This window comes from Arminella tubonensis (assembly GCF_003240585.1).
GTDB classification, from domain to species: Bacteria; Pseudomonadota; Alphaproteobacteria; order Rhizobiales; family Rhizobiaceae; genus Rhizobium; species Rhizobium tubonense.
Window position 1 is genome coordinate 40,142 of record NZ_PCDP01000037.1, and the last position, 16,135, is coordinate 56,276.

At 62.2% G+C, this 16,135-nt stretch carries 18 protein-coding genes; 9 read left to right on the top strand and 9 right to left on the bottom strand.

What is annotated here, in order from left to right; genetic code table 11:
* Positions 1 to 77 precede the first annotated feature (77 nt).
* From CPY51_RS17260 to CPY51_RS17275, 4 genes are all read right to left on the bottom strand, one after another.
* Positions 78 to 797, bottom strand: a complete 720-nt coding sequence (locus CPY51_RS17260; RefSeq protein WP_111161469.1) for a Bax inhibitor-1/YccA family protein — start codon at positions 795 to 797, stop codon at positions 78 to 80.
* Between the two features lie 22 nt (positions 798 to 819).
* Complete coding sequence (locus CPY51_RS17265; RefSeq protein ID WP_111161470.1) at positions 820 to 1,587, bottom strand: anti-sigma factor family protein; 768 nt, start codon at positions 1,585 to 1,587, stop codon at positions 820 to 822.
* Positions 1,574 to 2,113 (bottom strand): sigma-70 family RNA polymerase sigma factor, encoded by a 540-nt coding sequence (locus tag CPY51_RS17270; protein ID WP_111161471.1) that lies wholly within the window; start codon positions 2,111 to 2,113, stop codon positions 1,574 to 1,576. The genes CPY51_RS17265 and CPY51_RS17270 overlap by 14 nt, the downstream gene beginning before the upstream one ends.
* Before the next feature lie 65 nt (positions 2,114 to 2,178).
* A complete protein-coding gene (locus tag CPY51_RS17275) occupies positions 2,179 to 3,105 on the bottom strand; it encodes a bestrophin family protein (RefSeq protein ID WP_111161502.1) in 927 nt (308 codons plus the stop codon).
* Positions 3,106 to 3,277: 172 nt separating this feature from the next.
* Here CPY51_RS17275 and CPY51_RS17280 point away from each other — a divergent pair, with 172 nt between their 5' ends.
* Positions 3,278 to 4,066 carry a class I SAM-dependent methyltransferase gene (locus tag CPY51_RS17280; protein WP_111161503.1) on the top strand — a complete coding sequence of 263 codons (789 nt, stop codon included), beginning with the start codon at positions 3,278 to 3,280 and terminating at the stop codon, positions 4,064 to 4,066.
* On the top strand, positions 4,063 to 4,482 hold the full coding sequence (locus CPY51_RS17285; RefSeq protein ID WP_206607258.1) for an NUDIX hydrolase: 420 nt from the start codon (positions 4,063 to 4,065) through the stop codon (positions 4,480 to 4,482). The genes CPY51_RS17280 and CPY51_RS17285 overlap by 4 nt, the downstream gene beginning before the upstream one ends.
* 13 nt (positions 4,483 to 4,495) lie before the next feature.
* On the opposite strand, the gene msrA is transcribed toward CPY51_RS17285, so the two are convergent.
* The 3 genes from msrA to msrB are packed head-to-tail and all read right to left on the bottom strand — an operon-like array spanning position 4,496 to position 7,608.
* Positions 4,496 to 5,233: a peptide-methionine (S)-S-oxide reductase MsrA gene (gene msrA / locus CPY51_RS17290; protein ID WP_111161472.1), complete on the bottom strand. Its 738-nt coding sequence runs from the start codon at positions 5,231 to 5,233 to the stop codon at positions 4,496 to 4,498.
* Between the two features lie 13 nt (positions 5,234 to 5,246).
* Positions 5,247 to 7,097 carry a cytochrome c biogenesis protein DipZ gene (locus tag CPY51_RS17295; RefSeq protein WP_111161473.1) on the bottom strand — a complete coding sequence of 617 codons (1,851 nt, stop codon included), beginning with the start codon at positions 7,095 to 7,097 and terminating at the stop codon, positions 5,247 to 5,249.
* 22 nt (positions 7,098 to 7,119) lie between these two features.
* On the bottom strand, positions 7,120 to 7,608 hold the full coding sequence (msrB, locus tag CPY51_RS17300) for a peptide-methionine (R)-S-oxide reductase MsrB (RefSeq protein ID WP_111161505.1): 489 nt from the start codon (positions 7,606 to 7,608) through the stop codon (positions 7,120 to 7,122).
* A 208-nt stretch (positions 7,609 to 7,816) separates the two neighbouring features.
* Here msrB and CPY51_RS17305 point away from each other — a divergent pair, with 208 nt between their 5' ends.
* A complete protein-coding gene (locus tag CPY51_RS17305) occupies positions 7,817 to 8,599 on the top strand; it encodes an SDR family oxidoreductase (protein WP_111161474.1) in 783 nt (260 codons plus the stop codon).
* A gap of 3 nt (positions 8,600 to 8,602) precedes the next feature.
* Here the strand turns inward: CPY51_RS17305 and CPY51_RS17310 are convergent, their stop codons facing one another.
* A complete protein-coding gene (locus CPY51_RS17310; RefSeq protein WP_111161475.1) occupies positions 8,603 to 8,812 on the bottom strand; it encodes a SlyX family protein in 210 nt (69 codons plus the stop codon).
* A 76-nt stretch (positions 8,813 to 8,888) separates the two neighbouring features.
* A complete protein-coding gene (locus tag CPY51_RS17315) occupies positions 8,889 to 9,914 on the bottom strand; it encodes a LacI family DNA-binding transcriptional regulator (protein WP_111161476.1) in 1,026 nt (341 codons plus the stop codon).
* Between the two features lie 100 nt (positions 9,915 to 10,014).
* Here CPY51_RS17315 and CPY51_RS17320 point away from each other — a divergent pair, with 100 nt between their 5' ends.
* The 6 genes from CPY51_RS17320 to CPY51_RS17345 all read left to right on the top strand — a co-directional run bounded on the left by CPY51_RS17320 (position 10,015) and on the right by CPY51_RS17345 (position 16,123).
* A complete protein-coding gene (locus CPY51_RS17320) occupies positions 10,015 to 11,208 on the top strand; it encodes a phytanoyl-CoA dioxygenase family protein (RefSeq protein ID WP_111161477.1) in 1,194 nt (397 codons plus the stop codon).
* Positions 11,209 to 11,407: 199 nt separating this feature from the next.
* Positions 11,408 to 12,229 (top strand): SDR family oxidoreductase, encoded by an 822-nt coding sequence (locus tag CPY51_RS17325; protein ID WP_111161478.1) that lies wholly within the window; start codon positions 11,408 to 11,410, stop codon positions 12,227 to 12,229.
* Between the two features lie 148 nt (positions 12,230 to 12,377).
* Complete coding sequence (locus CPY51_RS17330) at positions 12,378 to 13,214, top strand: metallophosphoesterase family protein (RefSeq protein WP_111161479.1); 837 nt, start codon at positions 12,378 to 12,380, stop codon at positions 13,212 to 13,214.
* Positions 13,211 to 14,374 (top strand): ABC transporter ATP-binding protein, encoded by a 1,164-nt coding sequence (locus tag CPY51_RS17335; RefSeq protein ID WP_111161480.1) that lies wholly within the window; start codon positions 13,211 to 13,213, stop codon positions 14,372 to 14,374. The genes CPY51_RS17330 and CPY51_RS17335 overlap by 4 nt, the downstream gene beginning before the upstream one ends.
* The gene (locus tag CPY51_RS17340; protein WP_111161481.1) at positions 14,367 to 15,290 is read left to right on the top strand and encodes a carbohydrate ABC transporter permease; all 924 of its coding nucleotides are present in this window, start codon (positions 14,367 to 14,369) and stop codon (positions 15,288 to 15,290) included. The genes CPY51_RS17335 and CPY51_RS17340 overlap by 8 nt, the downstream gene beginning before the upstream one ends.
* The gene (locus CPY51_RS17345) at positions 15,287 to 16,123 is read left to right on the top strand and encodes a carbohydrate ABC transporter permease (protein ID WP_111161482.1); all 837 of its coding nucleotides are present in this window, start codon (positions 15,287 to 15,289) and stop codon (positions 16,121 to 16,123) included. The genes CPY51_RS17340 and CPY51_RS17345 overlap by 4 nt, the downstream gene beginning before the upstream one ends.
* Positions 16,124 to 16,135 lie beyond the last annotated feature (12 nt).

Sequence of the window (16,135 nt, forward strand, 5' to 3'; positions counted from 1 at the left end):
AATGACAGCGCCCGCAGCATCGATTGACCGATGCCGCGGGCGCCCAGGCGTCTTCTGGCCCCACCAAGAAGTCGCCCTTACTCCTTTTCACCTGTGAAGTTCAGGAGAAGCTGGAATATATTCACGAAATTCAGGTAGAGCGAAAGGGCTCCCATGACGGCCATCTTCTGCTGCGATTCCTGGTCGTAGTTCTCTGCATATTGCTCCTTGATGTTCTGCGTGTCCCATGCGGTCAGGCCGACGAAGACGACGATACCGATCAGCGAGATTGCAAACTGCAGCGCGCTCGAGCCGAGGAATATGTTGACGACGCTCGCAATGACCACGCCGATCAGGCCCATCATCAGAAAAGAGCCGAAATTCGCCAGATCACGCTTGGTCGTGTAGCCATAGAGGCTGGTCGCCCCGAACATCGTCGCGGCGATGAAGAAGGTCCGGGCTATGCTGGTGCCGGTGAACACCAGGAACACCGAGGCAAGCGAAAGACCCATGACCGCGCAGAACGCCCAGAACATCAGCTGCGCGCCGGCGCCCGACATCGACTGGATGCGGAACGAGAAGAACATCACGAAGGCGAGCGGCGCCAGCATCACCACCCACTTCAGCGGCGACGAGAAGATCGGCACGTAAAGCGCAGGCGTCGTTCCGACCACCAGGGCAACGAGGCCGGTCAGAACCAGGCCGATGCCCATGTAGTTGAAGATGCGCAGCATGTGCTTGCGCAATCCCTCGTCGAACAGGGCCTGTGAACCGGCGGTAGTGGCGCCGAGGCCGTAGCGTGGATTAGTCGGGGTCATCGATCGATCTCCAAGAGTTGAATTAATAGAGCGTTCGGGAAAGCTGTTCGGCCTCCCCGTCGAGATTTTCCGCCTTGCCATTGGCGATCAGGACATAGGCGACCTCGCCGATCTGCCAGTAAGCCGCCTGGATGCCGTCAAGCGCCACGTGACTGACCTTCTGCACCGAGAAGCTGCCGGGCCGAACGGCAAACAGCGACAGCCGCTCGCCGCGCGCATCGACTGACAACTCGACGCTCGGGCCGTAATCCGAGGGATAGATCTCGGCGTCGGAAACCGACCAGCCGCCCGGCAGTGCGGGCATGACGATCGCCGTTGCGGCGCGGATATCGTCGGCATTGTAGGTTGTCGCCTTTTGCTGCGAGGCGACCCGGCCGCGGGTCTCGGTCGTTCGATAGGCGCGCACCGCATCCTCGACAAAGACCGGAGGCGGTACGGAGGCGGAGACCTCGGTGGCCGTAAAGGCGCCGAATGACGTATGGGCCACCCATCCGGCGGCGATGAGAACCGCGACCGCGGCAATCCGCTGAAGCGAATTCAGCACCCTGTTATAGGCAAGCCCTCGCTCGAGACGGCGGGCCGCCTCACGGGTTTCAGGGCGCCCGGCAAGCGGCTCGGCTGCCAGCGCCAGGCGCAGCTCGCCGCGAATGCTGAGATCGGCCATGACCTTGGCGGCGGTAACAGGATGATCGGACAGATAGGACTCCACCGCGATGCGACGGGCGACATCGAGCTCGCCATCCACATAGGCGTCGAGGTCGGCGTCGATGACCGGATCAATTGTTGTCATGACCGTTTCCTCCGATGAGCCGAAGATGGGACGCACCCGGCGCCTTGTCTTCAAAATCCCGCAAATGAGCCCGGGCTCGAGATATCCGCGACATCAGCGTGCCGATCGGAATTCCCAATGTCGACGCCGCTTCCTGGTACGAAAGATCCTCGATGGCGACGAGGTGCAGTGCTTCGCGTTGTTCTTCCGGCAGGCTGAAGAAGGCGCTGCGGACCTGGCTTAGCCGAACGGCATGCTCCTGGCCTGCAGGGAGAGACGTTTCCATCTCCACTGCCGCCTCGTCATGACGCCGGTTCATGGAGCGACCTTTCCGAAGTCGGTCGATATGGGCGTTATGCACGATCGACAACAGCCAGCTGCGCAGGTTCGCGCCGCGCCGAAAGGTCGATTTGCGTTCATAGGCCTTGACCAGCGCGTCATGCACCAGGTCTTCCGCCTCGTCGGGATTGCGTACGAGCGAACGGGCATAGCGCCTCAGCGAACCGAGCTGCCCTAAAACATCAAATGTCCGTCCCTTGCGTTCCATGACCTAGTATACGCAAGCACGCCGAAGTTTATTCCATCGCCCCTGCAGAAATTTTCGCAAAGGCCTCACATCAGGATGAAATCCTTCGGAAGCGGCGCCGGTGGCAGGTCGGTCTCGCCCATCGCTTCGAGCAGATTGATCTCGATCGTGTCGGCAAGCGCGCTGATCGCTAGCGCATTCGGCTGGTTGCCGAATGGGTCCTCGAGTTCGTCGCCGAGCGCATCGAGCCCGAAGAAAGTATAGGCGACAAGTGCGGCGACGAACGGCGTGCCCCAGCCGAGCGCATCGACGAAGCCGAACGGCAGGAGGAAGCAGAAGAGATAGGCCGTACGGTGCAGAAGCAGCGTGTAGCCGAACGGCAGGGGCGTATTGCGGATGCGCTCGCAGGCGGCCTGAACAGCGCCCATCTGCCCGACACTGGCATCGAGCATCTGATACTGGATGTCGGATATCCGTCGGTCCGCGCGCAATCGCGCCAGATCGGCGGCCAGCAGCCTCAGGAGCATATCGGGCGGATTTCCAGTGGCGCGATAAAGGTCGATGATCCCGTCCTCGAGATGACGGGCGACCTTCTCTTCTCCGCCGCCCGGCCGCAGATGACAGACGAGCGCCTGGGCGAAGGCTATCGTAAGCTTCAGGAGTTGCCGCCGCTTGGCACGACCCTCTTCACCATGCTCGGCCTCGAGCATCAGCGCCTGCCGGGCAAACCCGCGGGAGACATGGACAAGCTGGCCCCAGTTGCGCCTGGCTTCCCACCAGCGGTCGTAACAGGCGTTATTGCGGAAACCGAGGAAGATCGACAGCGCGATGCCGAGAAGCGCGAAGGGCGCACCGTTCAGCGAAAGGAATACCCCAGGCTTCGCCTCATGTCCCCAGACGATCGCCACCGACAAAACGAACACGACGATCATCTGCGGCAGGATTCTGAGGATCACCGAACCGCGGACAATGAAGAAAAGTTGCAGTAGGCTGGGCCGCGGCCTGATGATCATGGTGCGCTCTTGGCAAGGAATAGCTGTCGTCGACCGATACATCAAAACGATTGGCCGGGAGCAAAGTTTTTGCTGGCCGCGAAACATTGCCACTTTGTCCGGCATCGTCAAATCTCTATTACATCCAGAGCTTAGAGGTGCCCAACTCGAATGACACATGGGATCGACTGATATGAGCGTGAGACACATCGATGGCAGCGCGGGCGACGCGAACTACGGGACGATCGGCAAGAGCTATTCGAGCTACCGCCAGCCGGACCCACGTATCGCTGCCGTCATCAACGACGCGCTCGGCAATGCCGGCACCGTCCTCAACGTCGGAGCAGGCGCCGGGTCGTATGAACCGACCAACCGCGACGTGACGGCCGTCGAACCCTCCGCCTCGATGCGCGCCCAGCGCCCGGCACACCTATCGGTCGCGATCGACGCAGTCGCCGAAAACCTGCCATTCCCAGACAAGCACTTCGACGCCGCCATGGGCACGTTCACCATCCACCAATGGCCGGACCTGAAAGCGGGCCTCGGCGAGATGCGCCGCGTCACCCGCGGACCGGTCCTCATCCTCACCTGCGATCCGAACGAAGTGCAATCCTTCTGGCTGAACGACTATGCGCCCGACGTACTATCGACCGAGGCGCGGCGCTACCCTTCGATGGCTGCGATCCGCGAAGGCTTCGGCGCCGAAATCGACATCCTGCCCATGCCGATCCCGCTCGATTGCCGAGACGGCTTCAACGAGGCCTATTACGGCCGGCCGGAAATGCTGCTCGAAGACGGAGCCCGCCTCTCGTGCTCGGCCTGGAGCTTCGTCACACCGGAGGTCGCAAAAGGCTACATCGACCGGCTGCGCACAGAAATCGAAGACGGACGCTGGGACGAGAAATACGGCGAGCTCCGAACCCAGCCGGAATTCCACGGCTCGCTCTATCTCGTCATATCACGAGGGATGACCGGCAATTGAGCACGATCAGGATAGCGGCCGCGCTGATCGTTCGTGATGATGGCGAAACCCTTCTGGTGCGAAAGCGCGGCACGACGGCCTTCATGCAGCCGGGAGGCAAGATCGAGCCGGGCGAAAGTCCGCACGAGGCGCTCGTGCGGGAGTTGGCGGAAGAAATCGGACTTCTCGTCGATCCGGACAGGCTGACACTGCTCGGCCGTTTCGAGGCAACCGCCGCGAACGAACCGGATCATATCGTCATTGCCGACGTATTCCGCCTCGACGTGACGGCCGCGGATCGGATAGAGGCCGCGGCCGAAATCGAGGAGGCCGTCTGGATATCGCCGCATGCGCAAGCGGATATCCCGATGGCTCCTTTAACCGAGTACCTGATATTGCCGCACTACCGACGGACGCTCTCTGCCGGCGACGTATAGCCGGCAAATCACGTCAGTTGGCGGCTTCGACCAGAACCGGATCTGCGCGATACTCCTTGGGGAATATCCGCTTGAGATCGTCGATCTTCGGAAGATCGTTGATGACGATGTAGGGGTAGGTCGGATGGGTCGTCAGGAAGTCCTGATGATAGTCCTCCGCAGGATAAAACGTTTTGTCCGGCTCGATTTTCGTGACGATGGCAGCGCCGAAGGCATGCGCCTGATTGAGCTGATCGATATAGGCCTTGGCAACCTTCGCCTGCTCAGCCGACGTCGGGAAGATGGCGGACCGGTATTGCGTACCGCTGTCGGGACCCTGATAGTTCAGCTCCGTCGGGTCATGCGCGACGGAGAAATAGATCTGCAGCAGATGGCCGAGGCTCACCTTCTTCGGATCGAACACGACCTTGACAGACTCGGCGTGACCAGTGGTGCCGGTGCTGACAGTCTCGTACTGAGCCGCATTCTTGGCGCCGCCGGCATAGCCTGATGTTGCGCTGACGACGCCGTTGACATGCTGGAACACGCCCTGCACACCCCAGAAACAGCCGCCTGCAAGCACGATCGTCTCATTGCCGGCGCCAGGCGCCTCGTCGGCGGCCGGTGCCGGGATTTCCCTTGCCTCGCCTGCCATCGACGGCGTGAAATGCAGCGCGAATCCACCGATCAGGAGGACAGCGGCGGCAGACGCGACCAGGCGGCCGCGCCGCGACAGAACGTTCGAGACAGCGTTTTCCGATGACGTTTTCATGGATGATCTCCTATCAGCCGAAGGTGAATGCATAGGCTTCTACGCCGGGGTCGAGAAAGTGGATTTCGAATGTGTGGTCGGCAACCGGGCCGTTCGATCGGACAAGCTGGTAAAGCCGCTGGCCGGTAACCGTTCCCTGGCCGGCCTCGTCGGTATCGGCGCCATGGCTATTGGCCGGCGGCTTGCCGTCGATCATCACCTGAAAGCGCACCGGCTTGCCGTCGGCTCCCGGTCCGAGCACCAGATGTAGGTCTCGGGCATGGAACTTGTAATAGATGCTGCCGTCCTTTTCATTTAGCGCAGCCTGTTCGCTGCCAACCGTCCAGTTGCCCGTCAGGCCCCATTGGTTGAGCTGCGGCTCCGATGCGGTGTAGGTGTGGGCGGCATCGTTGACCGTACCCTCGGTTCCAACGAAATTCTCCGAGCGCTGCCAGCCGACATAGGTCTCCGGCGACTTGACGTCGCTCTCATCAGACGCAGCCTGCGCACCCGTCGCCTTGACCTCGACCACATCGCTGGCGACGCCAGCTTTTCCGGCTTCCGCAAGAAGCTGCTGGATGACATGTTCCGACTGGTCGTACTCGCCCTCGCCGAAGTGATGATGGCGCACACGTCCCTCTGCATCGATGAAATAATGCGCCGGCCAGTACTGGTTGTCGAAGGCTCGCCAGATCGCATAATTGTTGTCGACCGCAACGGGGTAGTCGATCTTCAGGTCGCCGATCGCCTGCTTGACGTTGTCGACGTTCTTCTCGAAGGCGAATTCCGGCGCATGCACCCCGATGACGACCAGGCCCTGGTCTTTGTATTTATCTGCCCAGGCCTTCACATAGGGAATGGCGCGAAGGCAGTTGATGCACGAATAGGTCCAGAAATCGACGAGCACGACCTTGCCCTTCAGCGACTCGGCCGTCAGCGGCGGAGAGTTCAGCCACTGCACGGCGCCGTCGAGCGACGGCATCGTGCTTTCGACCGGCAGCGCAGGCTCGGCAGGCGCTGCGGCCTTCATCATCATGGCGTTGGTGCCGCTCATCATCGCAGTATTGCTTGTGTTGCCCTTCATCGCATTGTTGGCACTCATCATCGCGTCGCCACCCTTCATGACGACGGAAGGCTGGTTCTCAGGCGGATTTTGCGGGTGGAACTTGTCCAGCAGGCTCTGTTCCAGCGTCCCGGTGCTGGCAAGCGAAGCCTGCGTCAGGAACCCCGTATCCGCGCCGAGGCCAATCGCCACGACAGCAACCAGAACTGCAACGCCAAGGCCACGGCGAACCCACTCGCCGACGCCAAGCGAATTTCTCATCACCTGATAGACCCGCCCGCCGATCAAAAGTGCAAGCGCCAGCGATGTCGCCGCGCCGAGGGCATAGGCGAGCAACAGCAGGGTCGTGCCGACGCTGGCGCCCTGAAGCGCTGCACCCGTCAGGATCAACCCGAGCACCGGACCGGCGCAGGGAGCCCAGAGCAAACCGGTGGCCACACCGAGGAGCAGCGACGCGACAACCGTCGAGCCGCCCTTGCGGCTGCCGCGATCGGCCGACTGCGAAAGACTTGCTCCGAGGGAAACCAGCGGCCTCGTCAGATAATCGGACAGGGCCGGAAACAGCAGGATGATGCCGAAGACGGCAAGCAGGATCAGCGCCGCGAACCGGCCATACTGGTTGGCCTCGACCGCCCAGCCGCCGCCCACCGCTGCAAGGGTCGCAACCGCTGCGAACGTCGCGGCCATGCCGACCAGCATCGGCAACGTGCTGCGCATGAAGGGCTGCCCCGCCCTCGCAAAGACAAAGGGCAGGACCGGCAGGATGCAGGGGCTGACAATGGTCAGCACGCCGCCGAGATAGGCGAGCAGGAAAAGGAGCATGGGAACAGGACTTTCCGGTTGGTCAGGCAGAAACAGTGTGGAATTTCAGGGCGACGCCATTCATGCAGTAGCGCAGACCTGTCGGCTTTGGCCCGTCGCCGAAGACATGGCCGAGATGGCCGCCGCAGCGCATGCAGTGCACCGCATTGCGCACCATGCCGTAGGACGTGTCGTTTGTCGTTGCCACCGCATTCTCGATCGGCGCCCAGAAGCTCGGCCAGCCTGTGCCGCTATCGAATTTGGTGCTCGACAGGAAAGCGTCCTGATCGCAGCCGGCGCAGGCGAAATTGCCCTTGCGTTCCTCATGCAGCAATTCGCTGGTGAAAGGACGCTCGGTCCCTTCGTTGCGCAGGACCTCGAATTGATCTGCCGTCAGCAGCTTGTGCCATTCCGCGTCGGTATGAGTGACCGGAAAAGTCTCGGCAGCCCGTGCCGGGTCGGTGCCCCAGCTCAAACGCGCGGCCACCGCTCCAAATACACCCGCCATAAGTAGATATCGTCTGTTCAACATCATTGAAATCTCCCCATCACGTGGATGATCATGAATTCTACCAGCTGATACGGAAGGAAGAGGCGTTTTGTTACACACGTGCGCGTGAAAACACCAAAACGTGAATGTTTCTTCTCGATATCTCCATCACGGCTAAGCGTAACAGGCTCGGGGAACAATCGCGGGACCGAACGGTTGATGGCCGGAGAGTGGTCGAAGAGGAACCCCGATGGAACTGTCAGGCAAGGTGGCGCTGATTACGGGCGGAGCGTCCGGCATCGGCAGGGCATCGGCACTGCGGCTGGCACGGGACGGCGCCATGGTCGGCGTGCTGGGTCACACCGGAAGCGAACTCGACGATACGGTACTGGAAATCCATGCGGCCGGCGGCAAAGCCTTGGCACTGCTCGCCGATGTCTCCGACGAGAACCAGATGCGCGAAGCCGCAAGGGCGCTGGCCGAGCATTTCGGACATATCGACATCGTCGTCGCCAATGCAGGCATCAACGGCGTCTGGGCTCCCATCGATGATCTCAAACCCGAGGAATGGGACCGGACGATATCCGTAAATCTTCGCGGCACCTATCTGACGCTGCATGTTTGCATGCCCTATCTCAAGGCGCGCGGCAGCGGATCGATCGTCGTCATCTCCTCGATCAATGGTACCCGCACCTTCACCACACCGGGCGCCACCGCCTACTCAGCCACCAAGGCGGCGCAGTTGGCGATGGTCCAGCAGCTCGCCCTCGAACTCGGCAAGCATCACATCCGCATCAATGCGATTTGTCCGGGTGCGATAACCACCGAGATTTCCGCCAATACGACGAGGCGCAACCAGGACGAGGCGGCTATCCCGGTCGTCTGGCCGGAGGGAGAAATCCCCCTCACAGACGGAAAATCCGGCAGCGCTGAAGATGTCGCCGAAGCCGTGCTGTTCCTCGCCTCGGAACGCTCGCGTCACATCACCGGTACGCCGATCTGGATCGACGGCGGCCAAAGCCTGCTTAGATAGCGCTCAATAATGCGGCGGACGCGTATTCGCCGGCGCATCCAGCGACTCGCCCTCGATCGTCAGAAAACGCTCCGTCAGCCTGTCGAGCTTCGATCGCGTCTGTTCGACGACGCGCCACTGTTCGGCCAGCTGGTCGGAAAGCTCCTCGATCGTCTTTGCCTGATGGGCAATGACTTCCTCGAGCTTGGTGATGCGGCTCTGTATGTCGGACATCTCTCCGCTCCTTGTCGATCGTGAGGCCGTCAGGAGACACCAGATTTCCGTATCGATGGCAAGCCCGAAAGGCAGCCTAGCCCATAGCCGGCATGTTGTAGGGCGTGATGATCTCGACCGCAGACAAGGACGACGCAGCAGCGCGGCCGCCGATGGGGCTGCGGCTCATGATGGCGCGAAACGCCGAACGTGCATCGGTCCTGAGATCGTGATGCAGCACGAACGTGATGCGCCGGTCCCGCAGCAGCACGCGGTTGTCGGCATCGAGGTCATGCGCCACGTAGATGCGGATCGCCCGGCCGGCAGCCTCGAATGCCGCAAGCACGGCGCGATTTCCGCCGCCGATGGAATAGACCGCGTTGATCGCCGGATCGCGCGCAAGCGCCACGGAGACCAGGCTGCCCGTCGCAGCGTCCGTCCCATGCCCCTCGCTGATCTCCTGGATGCCGACATCCGGAAAGCGGTCGCGAATGATCCGGCGAAAGCCGATCTCCCGCTCTTCCTCCCCGCGAAAACGGCTGCTCGAAAGCGTCACGAGCACTGTCCCGCGACTGCCCGCCAGATGCTCCCCTATCAGATAGGCAGCCGTCTCGCCGGCGGCGCGGTTATCGGCGCCGACATAGGCGGCACGGGCGACATTCGGCAGATCGGTCACCAGCGTCACCACGGGAATGCCGGCCCCGACGGCGCGGCCGACCGCCTCCACGACTTCGGGCACATCGGGCGCCTTCACGACCATACCATCAGTGCCGCGCAGCCGGATGCGGTCGACCAGCAGTGCCAGTTCGGCCGGTCGCATCACCTCGGAAAAATGAAAGCGGCAACGAAAGACTGTCGGCAGATAGGTCGCGACCTCCGCCTCGAAGGCATCGCGCACGGCCGCCGTAAATCGCTCCGGCGCCTCCATCAGAATATCGATCGCCAGTTTGCGGCCGGTCGTCTCGGCCCCGGTTTGCTGCTTCTCCAGCTCGGCGATCGCCGCCCTGACACGCAGCTCGGTCTGCCGCCGCACGCCGGGACGGCCGTTCAATACGCGATCGACCGTCGCGGTGCTCAAGCCTGCCTGAAACGCGATGTCCTTGACGAGAAAAGGATGTCCCACAGCTATGCCGTTCTGATGGATTTTTGATGGATCGTTGAGCTATAACACGCTTCATCCAAGCGTATAGTGCTTCCATCCGAAATGTGACGGGAGGCACATGATGAAAACCGACAACATTCAGAAATTGAGAGCGAACCGCGTCTGGCTGACGGAGGACGCCTGCGATCTCGACGACTTTCGCGCACTCGCCGAAAAGACAACCGCGCTTGCGGACTATCCGCACGCCAGCGCCGTCGAGAAGAACGTCCTCGTCTACGACAGCCGCAAGGTTCTGGCATCCGCCTCGACCGCGGAAGGCCGCCGCGCGGTACTCGCCGAAATCTGCGAGGTCTTCGGCGACGGCCCTGGTGTCGTCGTCTTCAAGCGCGCCTATGAAGATACAGCTGTCATCGACGACGCCAGCGGCATATTCAGCGATATCATCGAAGAGCAGCATCGCACCTCGTCCGGTGGCGGCGACCATTTCGCCAAGCCGGGCGCCAACGACCGCATCTGGAATTCTCTGGAAAAACATTGCCTTGCCGATCCAGGCAATTTCGCCGCCTACTACGGCAACGCGATCGTCGCACTGGCGAGCCAGGCCTGGCTCGGGCCGAACTACCAGATGACGGCGCAGGTCAACCGGGTCAATCCGGGCGGCGCGGCACAGTCCGCCCATCGCGACTATCACCTCGGCTTCCAATCTTCCGCTGTCATCGAGCAGTATCCGGCCCATGTCCACAGGCTGTCGCCGGTGCTGACGCTGCAGGGCGCGATCGCCCATTGCGACATGCCGCTCGAAAGCGGACCGACGCTGTTCCTGCCGCACAGCCAGACCTATGTACCCGGCTACCTCGCGCTCAAGCGCCCGGAGTTCAGGGAATATTTCGATCGCAACCATGTCCAGCTGCCGCTTGAAAAAGGCGACGTCGTTTTCTTCAACCCCGCCCTCTTCCATGCCGCCGGCACAAACCGCTCGGCCGACATCAAGCGCGTTGCAAACCTCCTGCAGGTATCCTCCGCATTCGGACGCGCCATGGAGACGGTCGATCGCCGGCGCATGAGCGCCGCCCTCTTCCCGGCACTCAAGGCGCTGAAGGCTTCGGCCAGATTGACCGACACCGAAATCGCCAATGCCATCGCCTCGTGCGCCGAAGGCTATTCCTTCCCCACGAACCTCGACCGCGACCCACCCGTCGGCGGCCTTGCACCGAAGACGCAGGCGCAGCTGATGCATGAGGCGCTGAGGGAGGGCTGGAGCGACGAGGCATTCGTCGCGGCTTTGGCGGAACTGGCTGAGAAGAAGCTGACCTGAGTGTCGAACGTAGACCCCCTCATCCGCCCTGCGGGCACCTTCTCCCCGAGGGGAGAAAGCAACCGAGGCTGCGGCGCTTCCTCTCGATGAAACGAACGAAGGTCGAGGCGGCGGCATCTCCTTCTCCCCTCGGGGAGAAGGTGCGCGACAGCGCGGATGAGGGGGATTTATTCAAACATTTCCAAAACGGAGGACATCCATGAGTACTGACCACGGCCGCCTCGACGGCAAGATCGCTATCGTCACCGGCGGTACGCAGGGGCTTGGCGCCACCATCGCCACGCTCTTTGCCGAACGCGGTGCCAAGGGCATCGTCATCTGCGGGCGCAACGAGGCCAAGGGCCGCGCCAAGGCTGACGAAATCGAGGCCGCCACCGGAGCAAAGGTCGTCTACATCAGGGCCGATCTCGCCAATGTCGAAGACGCACGCAACGTCGTGGCCGTTTGCGACAATGCCTTCGGCCGCGTCGATATACTGGTGAATGCCGCAGCCATCACGGACCGCGGCACCATCCTCGACACCAGCCCTGAGCTCTTCGACGCGATGTTCGCAGTCAACGTCCGCGCACCGTTCTTTCTGATGCAGGAGGCGGTCAAGGTCATGCGGCGCGAGAAGATAGAGGGCACGATCGTCAACATCGGCTCGATGTCCGCCAAGGCCGGCCAGCCCTTCATATCAGCCTACTGCGCTTCCAAGGGAGCGCTGGAGACGCTGACGAAGAACACGGCCTATGCGCTGCTGCGCAACCGCATCCGTGTCAACGGCCTCAACATCGGCTGGATGGCATCCGAAGGCGAGGACCGCATCCAGCGCGAATTTCACGACGCACCCGCCGACTGGCTGGAAAAGGCCGCATCGAGCCAGCCGTTCGGACGGCTTGTCGATCCTGCCGAAGTCGCCCGAGCCTGCGCCTATCTCTCCTCTTCCGAGTCCGGCTTGATGACCGGGTCGGTGATCTGCTTCGACCAGTCGATCTGGGGCGCCTATGACGGTTCGCCGCACCCGGTAGCGCCACTTTGACAGAGATGTGACAAAACTGGAAAACGGCTGAAAAAGCCTGTTACCCAACTGACATCGGACGCTTCTATACAGGCCGCAAGAAGCGCCTGACGGGCAGCGATGCCCGAATTCGTCACGGCGCTTCCACCCCGAATCTCGGAGAGGCGCCGTGAAGATCATCCAGATCACCGATACCCATTTCAGCCCCGGCAAACCGCATTTCAACGGCAACTGGGAGCCTTTGACACGCTGGATCGAGGAAAGCGGTGCCGATCTCGTCATCCACACCGGCGACCTCACCGTCGACGGCGCCGACAACGATGAGGACATCACCTTCTCGATGGATCTGATGCGTCAGATCTCCGTGCCGATGCTGCTGGTTCCCGGCAACCACGATGTCGGCGACCTGCCGGGCACGCTCCAGCCGGTAAACGCCGTTCGCCTGGATCGCTGGCGCCGCCTCGTCGGCCCCGACTACTGGGCGGAAGACCTCGACAACTGGCGTCTGATCGGCATCGACAGCCTGCTGCTGGGCTCCGGAAGCACCGAAGAGGAGGCGCAGTTCGAGTGGCTGCAGGGCATGCTGGAAGGGCGCGGCGATCTTCGCGTCGCGATCTTTGCCCATAAGCCGCTCTTCGTCGACGCGCCCGACGAAGGCGACACCGGCTACTGGAGCGTCCGTCCGACACCGCGCCGGAGACTATACGATCTGATCGCCACCCACGACGTGGCGCTCTTTGCCAGCGGCCATCTGCACTGGGCCTGGAAGGGCGGCTTCGACCGGACCTCGACCGTCTGGGGTCCCTCCGCGGCCTTCATCATCGACACGATGGAGCGCGAAATGCCGGGCGAGCGGCTGATCGGCGCCGTGGTGCATCATCTCGATACTGACGTCACCAGCGAGATTGTCGCCGTGCCCGGCATGAAGGCCCATGTCCTCGACGACGTCGTCGCCGAGGTCTATCCGCATGTCGCCCACAAGGTGCAGCGGGAGCGGACCCTATGAACGCACTCTCGCTTCGCGGCATCACCAAATCCTTCGGCGACCAGGCCATCCTCAAGGGCGTCAGCCTGGATGTCGCCCCCGGTGAATTCATCGCGCTGGTCGGCCCATCCGGCTGCGGCAAGAGCACGCTGCTCCGCATCCTTGCCGGTCTCGACCATGCCGATGGCGGCGAAATCCTCATCGGCGGCCAGGAAATGTCAGGCATCGCACCAGCCGACCGCAACGTCGCCATGGTCTTCCAGTCCTACGCGCTTTACCCGCATTTGACGGCTGGCCAGAACATTGCCGTCCCGCTCGCCATGCGACGCCTTTCGCGGACGCAGCGCCTGCCTTTCGTCGGCTCCATGCTTCCCGGCCAGCGCAGTGCCCGCGCGGCTATCCTTCGCGATGTCGAGGAGATGGCGAAATCGCTGAAGATCGACCACCTGCTCGACCGCAAGCCGGGCCAGATGTCCGGCGGCCAGCGCCAGCGCGTGGCGCTTGCCCGCGCCATGGTGCGGCAGCCGAGCGTTTTCCTGATGGACGAGCCGCTCTCCAATCTCGACGCCAACCTGCGCGTCCATGCCCGCGGTGAGATCGTCGAGCTGCATCGCCGCGCCGGTGTCCCAACGGTCTATGTGACGCACGATCAGGCCGAAGCGCTCTCGATGGCTGACCGCGTCGCTGTCATGATCGGCGGCAACCTGCTGCAGCTGACCACCCCGCAAGCCATCTACGATGACCCGACCCACCTCGAAGTTGCCCGCTTCATCGGCCAGCCGCGCATCAATGTTGTGCCGGCGCTCGCCGAGAATGGTCTCGTGTCATTCGGAGGCGTCCGGCTGGCGCTGAATGATGCAAGCTTTGCCGGCACATCAGTCACACTCGGCATCCGACCGGAATTCGTGTCGCTTTCGCAGAACCGCAAGGATGCGCTCGCGGCCCACGTCGAGCGTATCGAGTTTCTCGGTTCCGAAGTGATCCTCTACTGCAAGCTGGACGCCATCGGCGAAATCATGATCGCCAAGCTCACGCCGGCAGAGGCAAACGGCGTCAGCGCCGGCATGCCCGTGGCACTGACGCTATCGCCCGAGAAGGCCATGGTCTTCGCCGAGGACGGCCGCCGCCTGGCGGCAACGCCGGTTGCCGTCGACGCCCTCAAGGAGAAGGCGCATGGCTAGCCTCGCCTCCATGTCGATACCGTTGACGACCGAGCGTGCGCGTGAGCGCAGCGAAGCCCGCACGGCCTGGCTGCTGGCATCTCCGGCGATCCTGCTCATCGTTCTCTTCGTGCTCGCGCCGATCGCCGCCGTCATCTTCCTGGGCTTCACGGATTTCCAGCTTGGGATCGGCAAGTTCCGCTTCGTCGGCTTCGAGAACTACGCGCATCTGTTCAATGACCGCACCTTCCGCAAGTCGCTCTGGAATACGTCGGTCTACACCGCGATCGTCGCCCCGCTTTCGATCGTCCTCGGTCTCGGCGTGGCTCTCCTGATCGAAAGCGAGACCCTTGCCCGCAGCTTTTTTCGAACCGCTTTCTTTCTGCCCGTCGCCTCGCTGATCGTCGCGATGGCGACCGTCTGGCAATATCTTTTCCATCCGACGATCGGGCCGATCAACGCGCTGCTCGCACTTGTTGATATTCCCGGCCCGAACTGGCTCGGCGCATCGGGAACCGTGCTCTACAGCCTGTCGATCATCGGCGTCTGGCAGTCGGTCGGCTTCAACATGGTGCTGTTCCTGGCCGGACTGACCGCCATCCCGCGCGAACTCTATGCAGCGGCAGAAGTCGACGGCGCCAGATCCTCGTTCGATCGCTTCCGTCTGGTGACCTGGCCGATGCTCGGGCCGACCACGCTTTTCGTCACGACGATCAGCGTCATCAACGCCGTCAAGGTCTTCGACACGGTCAAGACGCTGACCGATGGCGGCCCGAACCATGCCTCCGAGGTCCTGCTCTTCACCATCTATCAGGAAGGCTTCGTCTATATGCGCGTCGGCTATGCCTCGGCCATGACCGTGGTGTTCCTCGCCATCCTCGTCGTGCTGATGTTCCTGCAATATCGCCTCCTCGATCGCCAGGTGCACTACACATGAAGACTGAGGCTCTCACCCCAGGCCGCGCAATCCGCTTTGGCCTTCTCTCGGTCTGTGCGCTGATTTTCCTCGCACCCTACATCTTCATGATCTCTACAGCAGGGAAGGCGCAGGACGATATCTTCACCTCCGCGCTGTCGCTCATCCCCGCGCACTTCTACTACATCGCCAATTTCACCAAGGCGCTGACGCGGGTGCCGATGGGGACGCTGCTCCTCAACGGCGTGCTCGTCTGCGGCCTGATCTTCTCGCTTCAGGTGCTGATTGCCATTCCCTGCGCCTATGCAATGGCGAAACTCAAATTTCGCGCCGCGCGGCTGATGATGGTGCTGGTCATGCTCGGCCTGCTGATCCCGATCCATGCGACCGCCCTGCCGCTTTACGTCGGCTTCAACGGGTTGTCGCTGCTCAACAGCTACACGGCGCTGGTCGCACCCTTCTCGATCTCGGTATTCGCGATCTTCATGTTCCTGCAGTTCTTCCGCGCCATGCCGGACGATCTCATCCACGCAGCCCGCCTCGACGGCATGTCCGAACTCGGTATCGTCGCCCGCGTCATCGTCCCGAATGCATGGCCGGCCGTCACGGCCTTCGCCATTTTCTCGGTCGTCGCGCACTGGAACGATCTTTACTGGCCGCTGATCGTCATCAGCAAGCAGGAGTACGCCACGCCGCCACTTGGCCTGATGTATTTTCGGGCGGCTGAAGCCGGCGACGACTATGGCGCGCTGATGGCCGCGACCCTCACGATTACCCTTCCCCTCGTCGTCGCGTTCCTGCTCGCGCAGAAACGCTTCATCGAAGGCATCACCATGACCGGTCTGAAAGGCTGACCGGTTTCAACC

Excerpts from the sequence above, each read along its gene's own strand:
- CPY51_RS17260 (WP_111161469.1), bottom strand. The coding sequence starts at position 797 with ATGACCCCGACTAATCCACGCTACGGCCTCGGCGCCACTACCGCCGGT.
- CPY51_RS17265 (WP_111161470.1), bottom strand. The coding sequence starts at position 1,587 with ATGACAACAATTGATCCGGTCATCGACGCCGACCTCGACGCCTATGTG.
- CPY51_RS17270 (WP_111161471.1), bottom strand. The coding sequence starts at position 2,113 with ATGGAACGCAAGGGACGGACATTTGATGTTTTAGGGCAGCTCGGTTCG.
- CPY51_RS17275 (WP_111161502.1), bottom strand. The coding sequence starts at position 3,105 with ATGATCATCAGGCCGCGGCCCAGCCTACTGCAACTTTTCTTCATTGTC.
- CPY51_RS17280 (WP_111161503.1), top strand. The coding sequence starts at position 3,278 with ATGAGCGTGAGACACATCGATGGCAGCGCGGGCGACGCGAACTACGGG.
- msrA (WP_111161472.1), bottom strand. The coding sequence starts at position 5,233 with ATGAAAACGTCATCGGAAAACGCTGTCTCGAACGTTCTGTCGCGGCGC.
- CPY51_RS17295 (WP_111161473.1), bottom strand. The coding sequence starts at position 7,097 with ATGCTCCTTTTCCTGCTCGCCTATCTCGGCGGCGTGCTGACCATTGTC.
- msrB (WP_111161505.1), bottom strand. The coding sequence starts at position 7,608 with ATGTTGAACAGACGATATCTACTTATGGCGGGTGTATTTGGAGCGGTG.
- CPY51_RS17305 (WP_111161474.1), top strand. The coding sequence starts at position 7,817 with ATGGAACTGTCAGGCAAGGTGGCGCTGATTACGGGCGGAGCGTCCGGC.
- CPY51_RS17310 (WP_111161475.1), bottom strand. The coding sequence starts at position 8,812 with ATGTCCGACATACAGAGCCGCATCACCAAGCTCGAGGAAGTCATTGCC.
- CPY51_RS17320 (WP_111161477.1), top strand. The coding sequence starts at position 10,015 with ATGAAAACCGACAACATTCAGAAATTGAGAGCGAACCGCGTCTGGCTG.
- CPY51_RS17325 (WP_111161478.1), top strand. The coding sequence starts at position 11,408 with ATGAGTACTGACCACGGCCGCCTCGACGGCAAGATCGCTATCGTCACC.
- CPY51_RS17335 (WP_111161480.1), top strand. The coding sequence starts at position 13,211 with ATGAACGCACTCTCGCTTCGCGGCATCACCAAATCCTTCGGCGACCAG.
- CPY51_RS17340 (WP_111161481.1), top strand. The coding sequence starts at position 14,367 with ATGGCTAGCCTCGCCTCCATGTCGATACCGTTGACGACCGAGCGTGCG.
- CPY51_RS17345 (WP_111161482.1), top strand. The coding sequence starts at position 15,287 with ATGAAGACTGAGGCTCTCACCCCAGGCCGCGCAATCCGCTTTGGCCTT.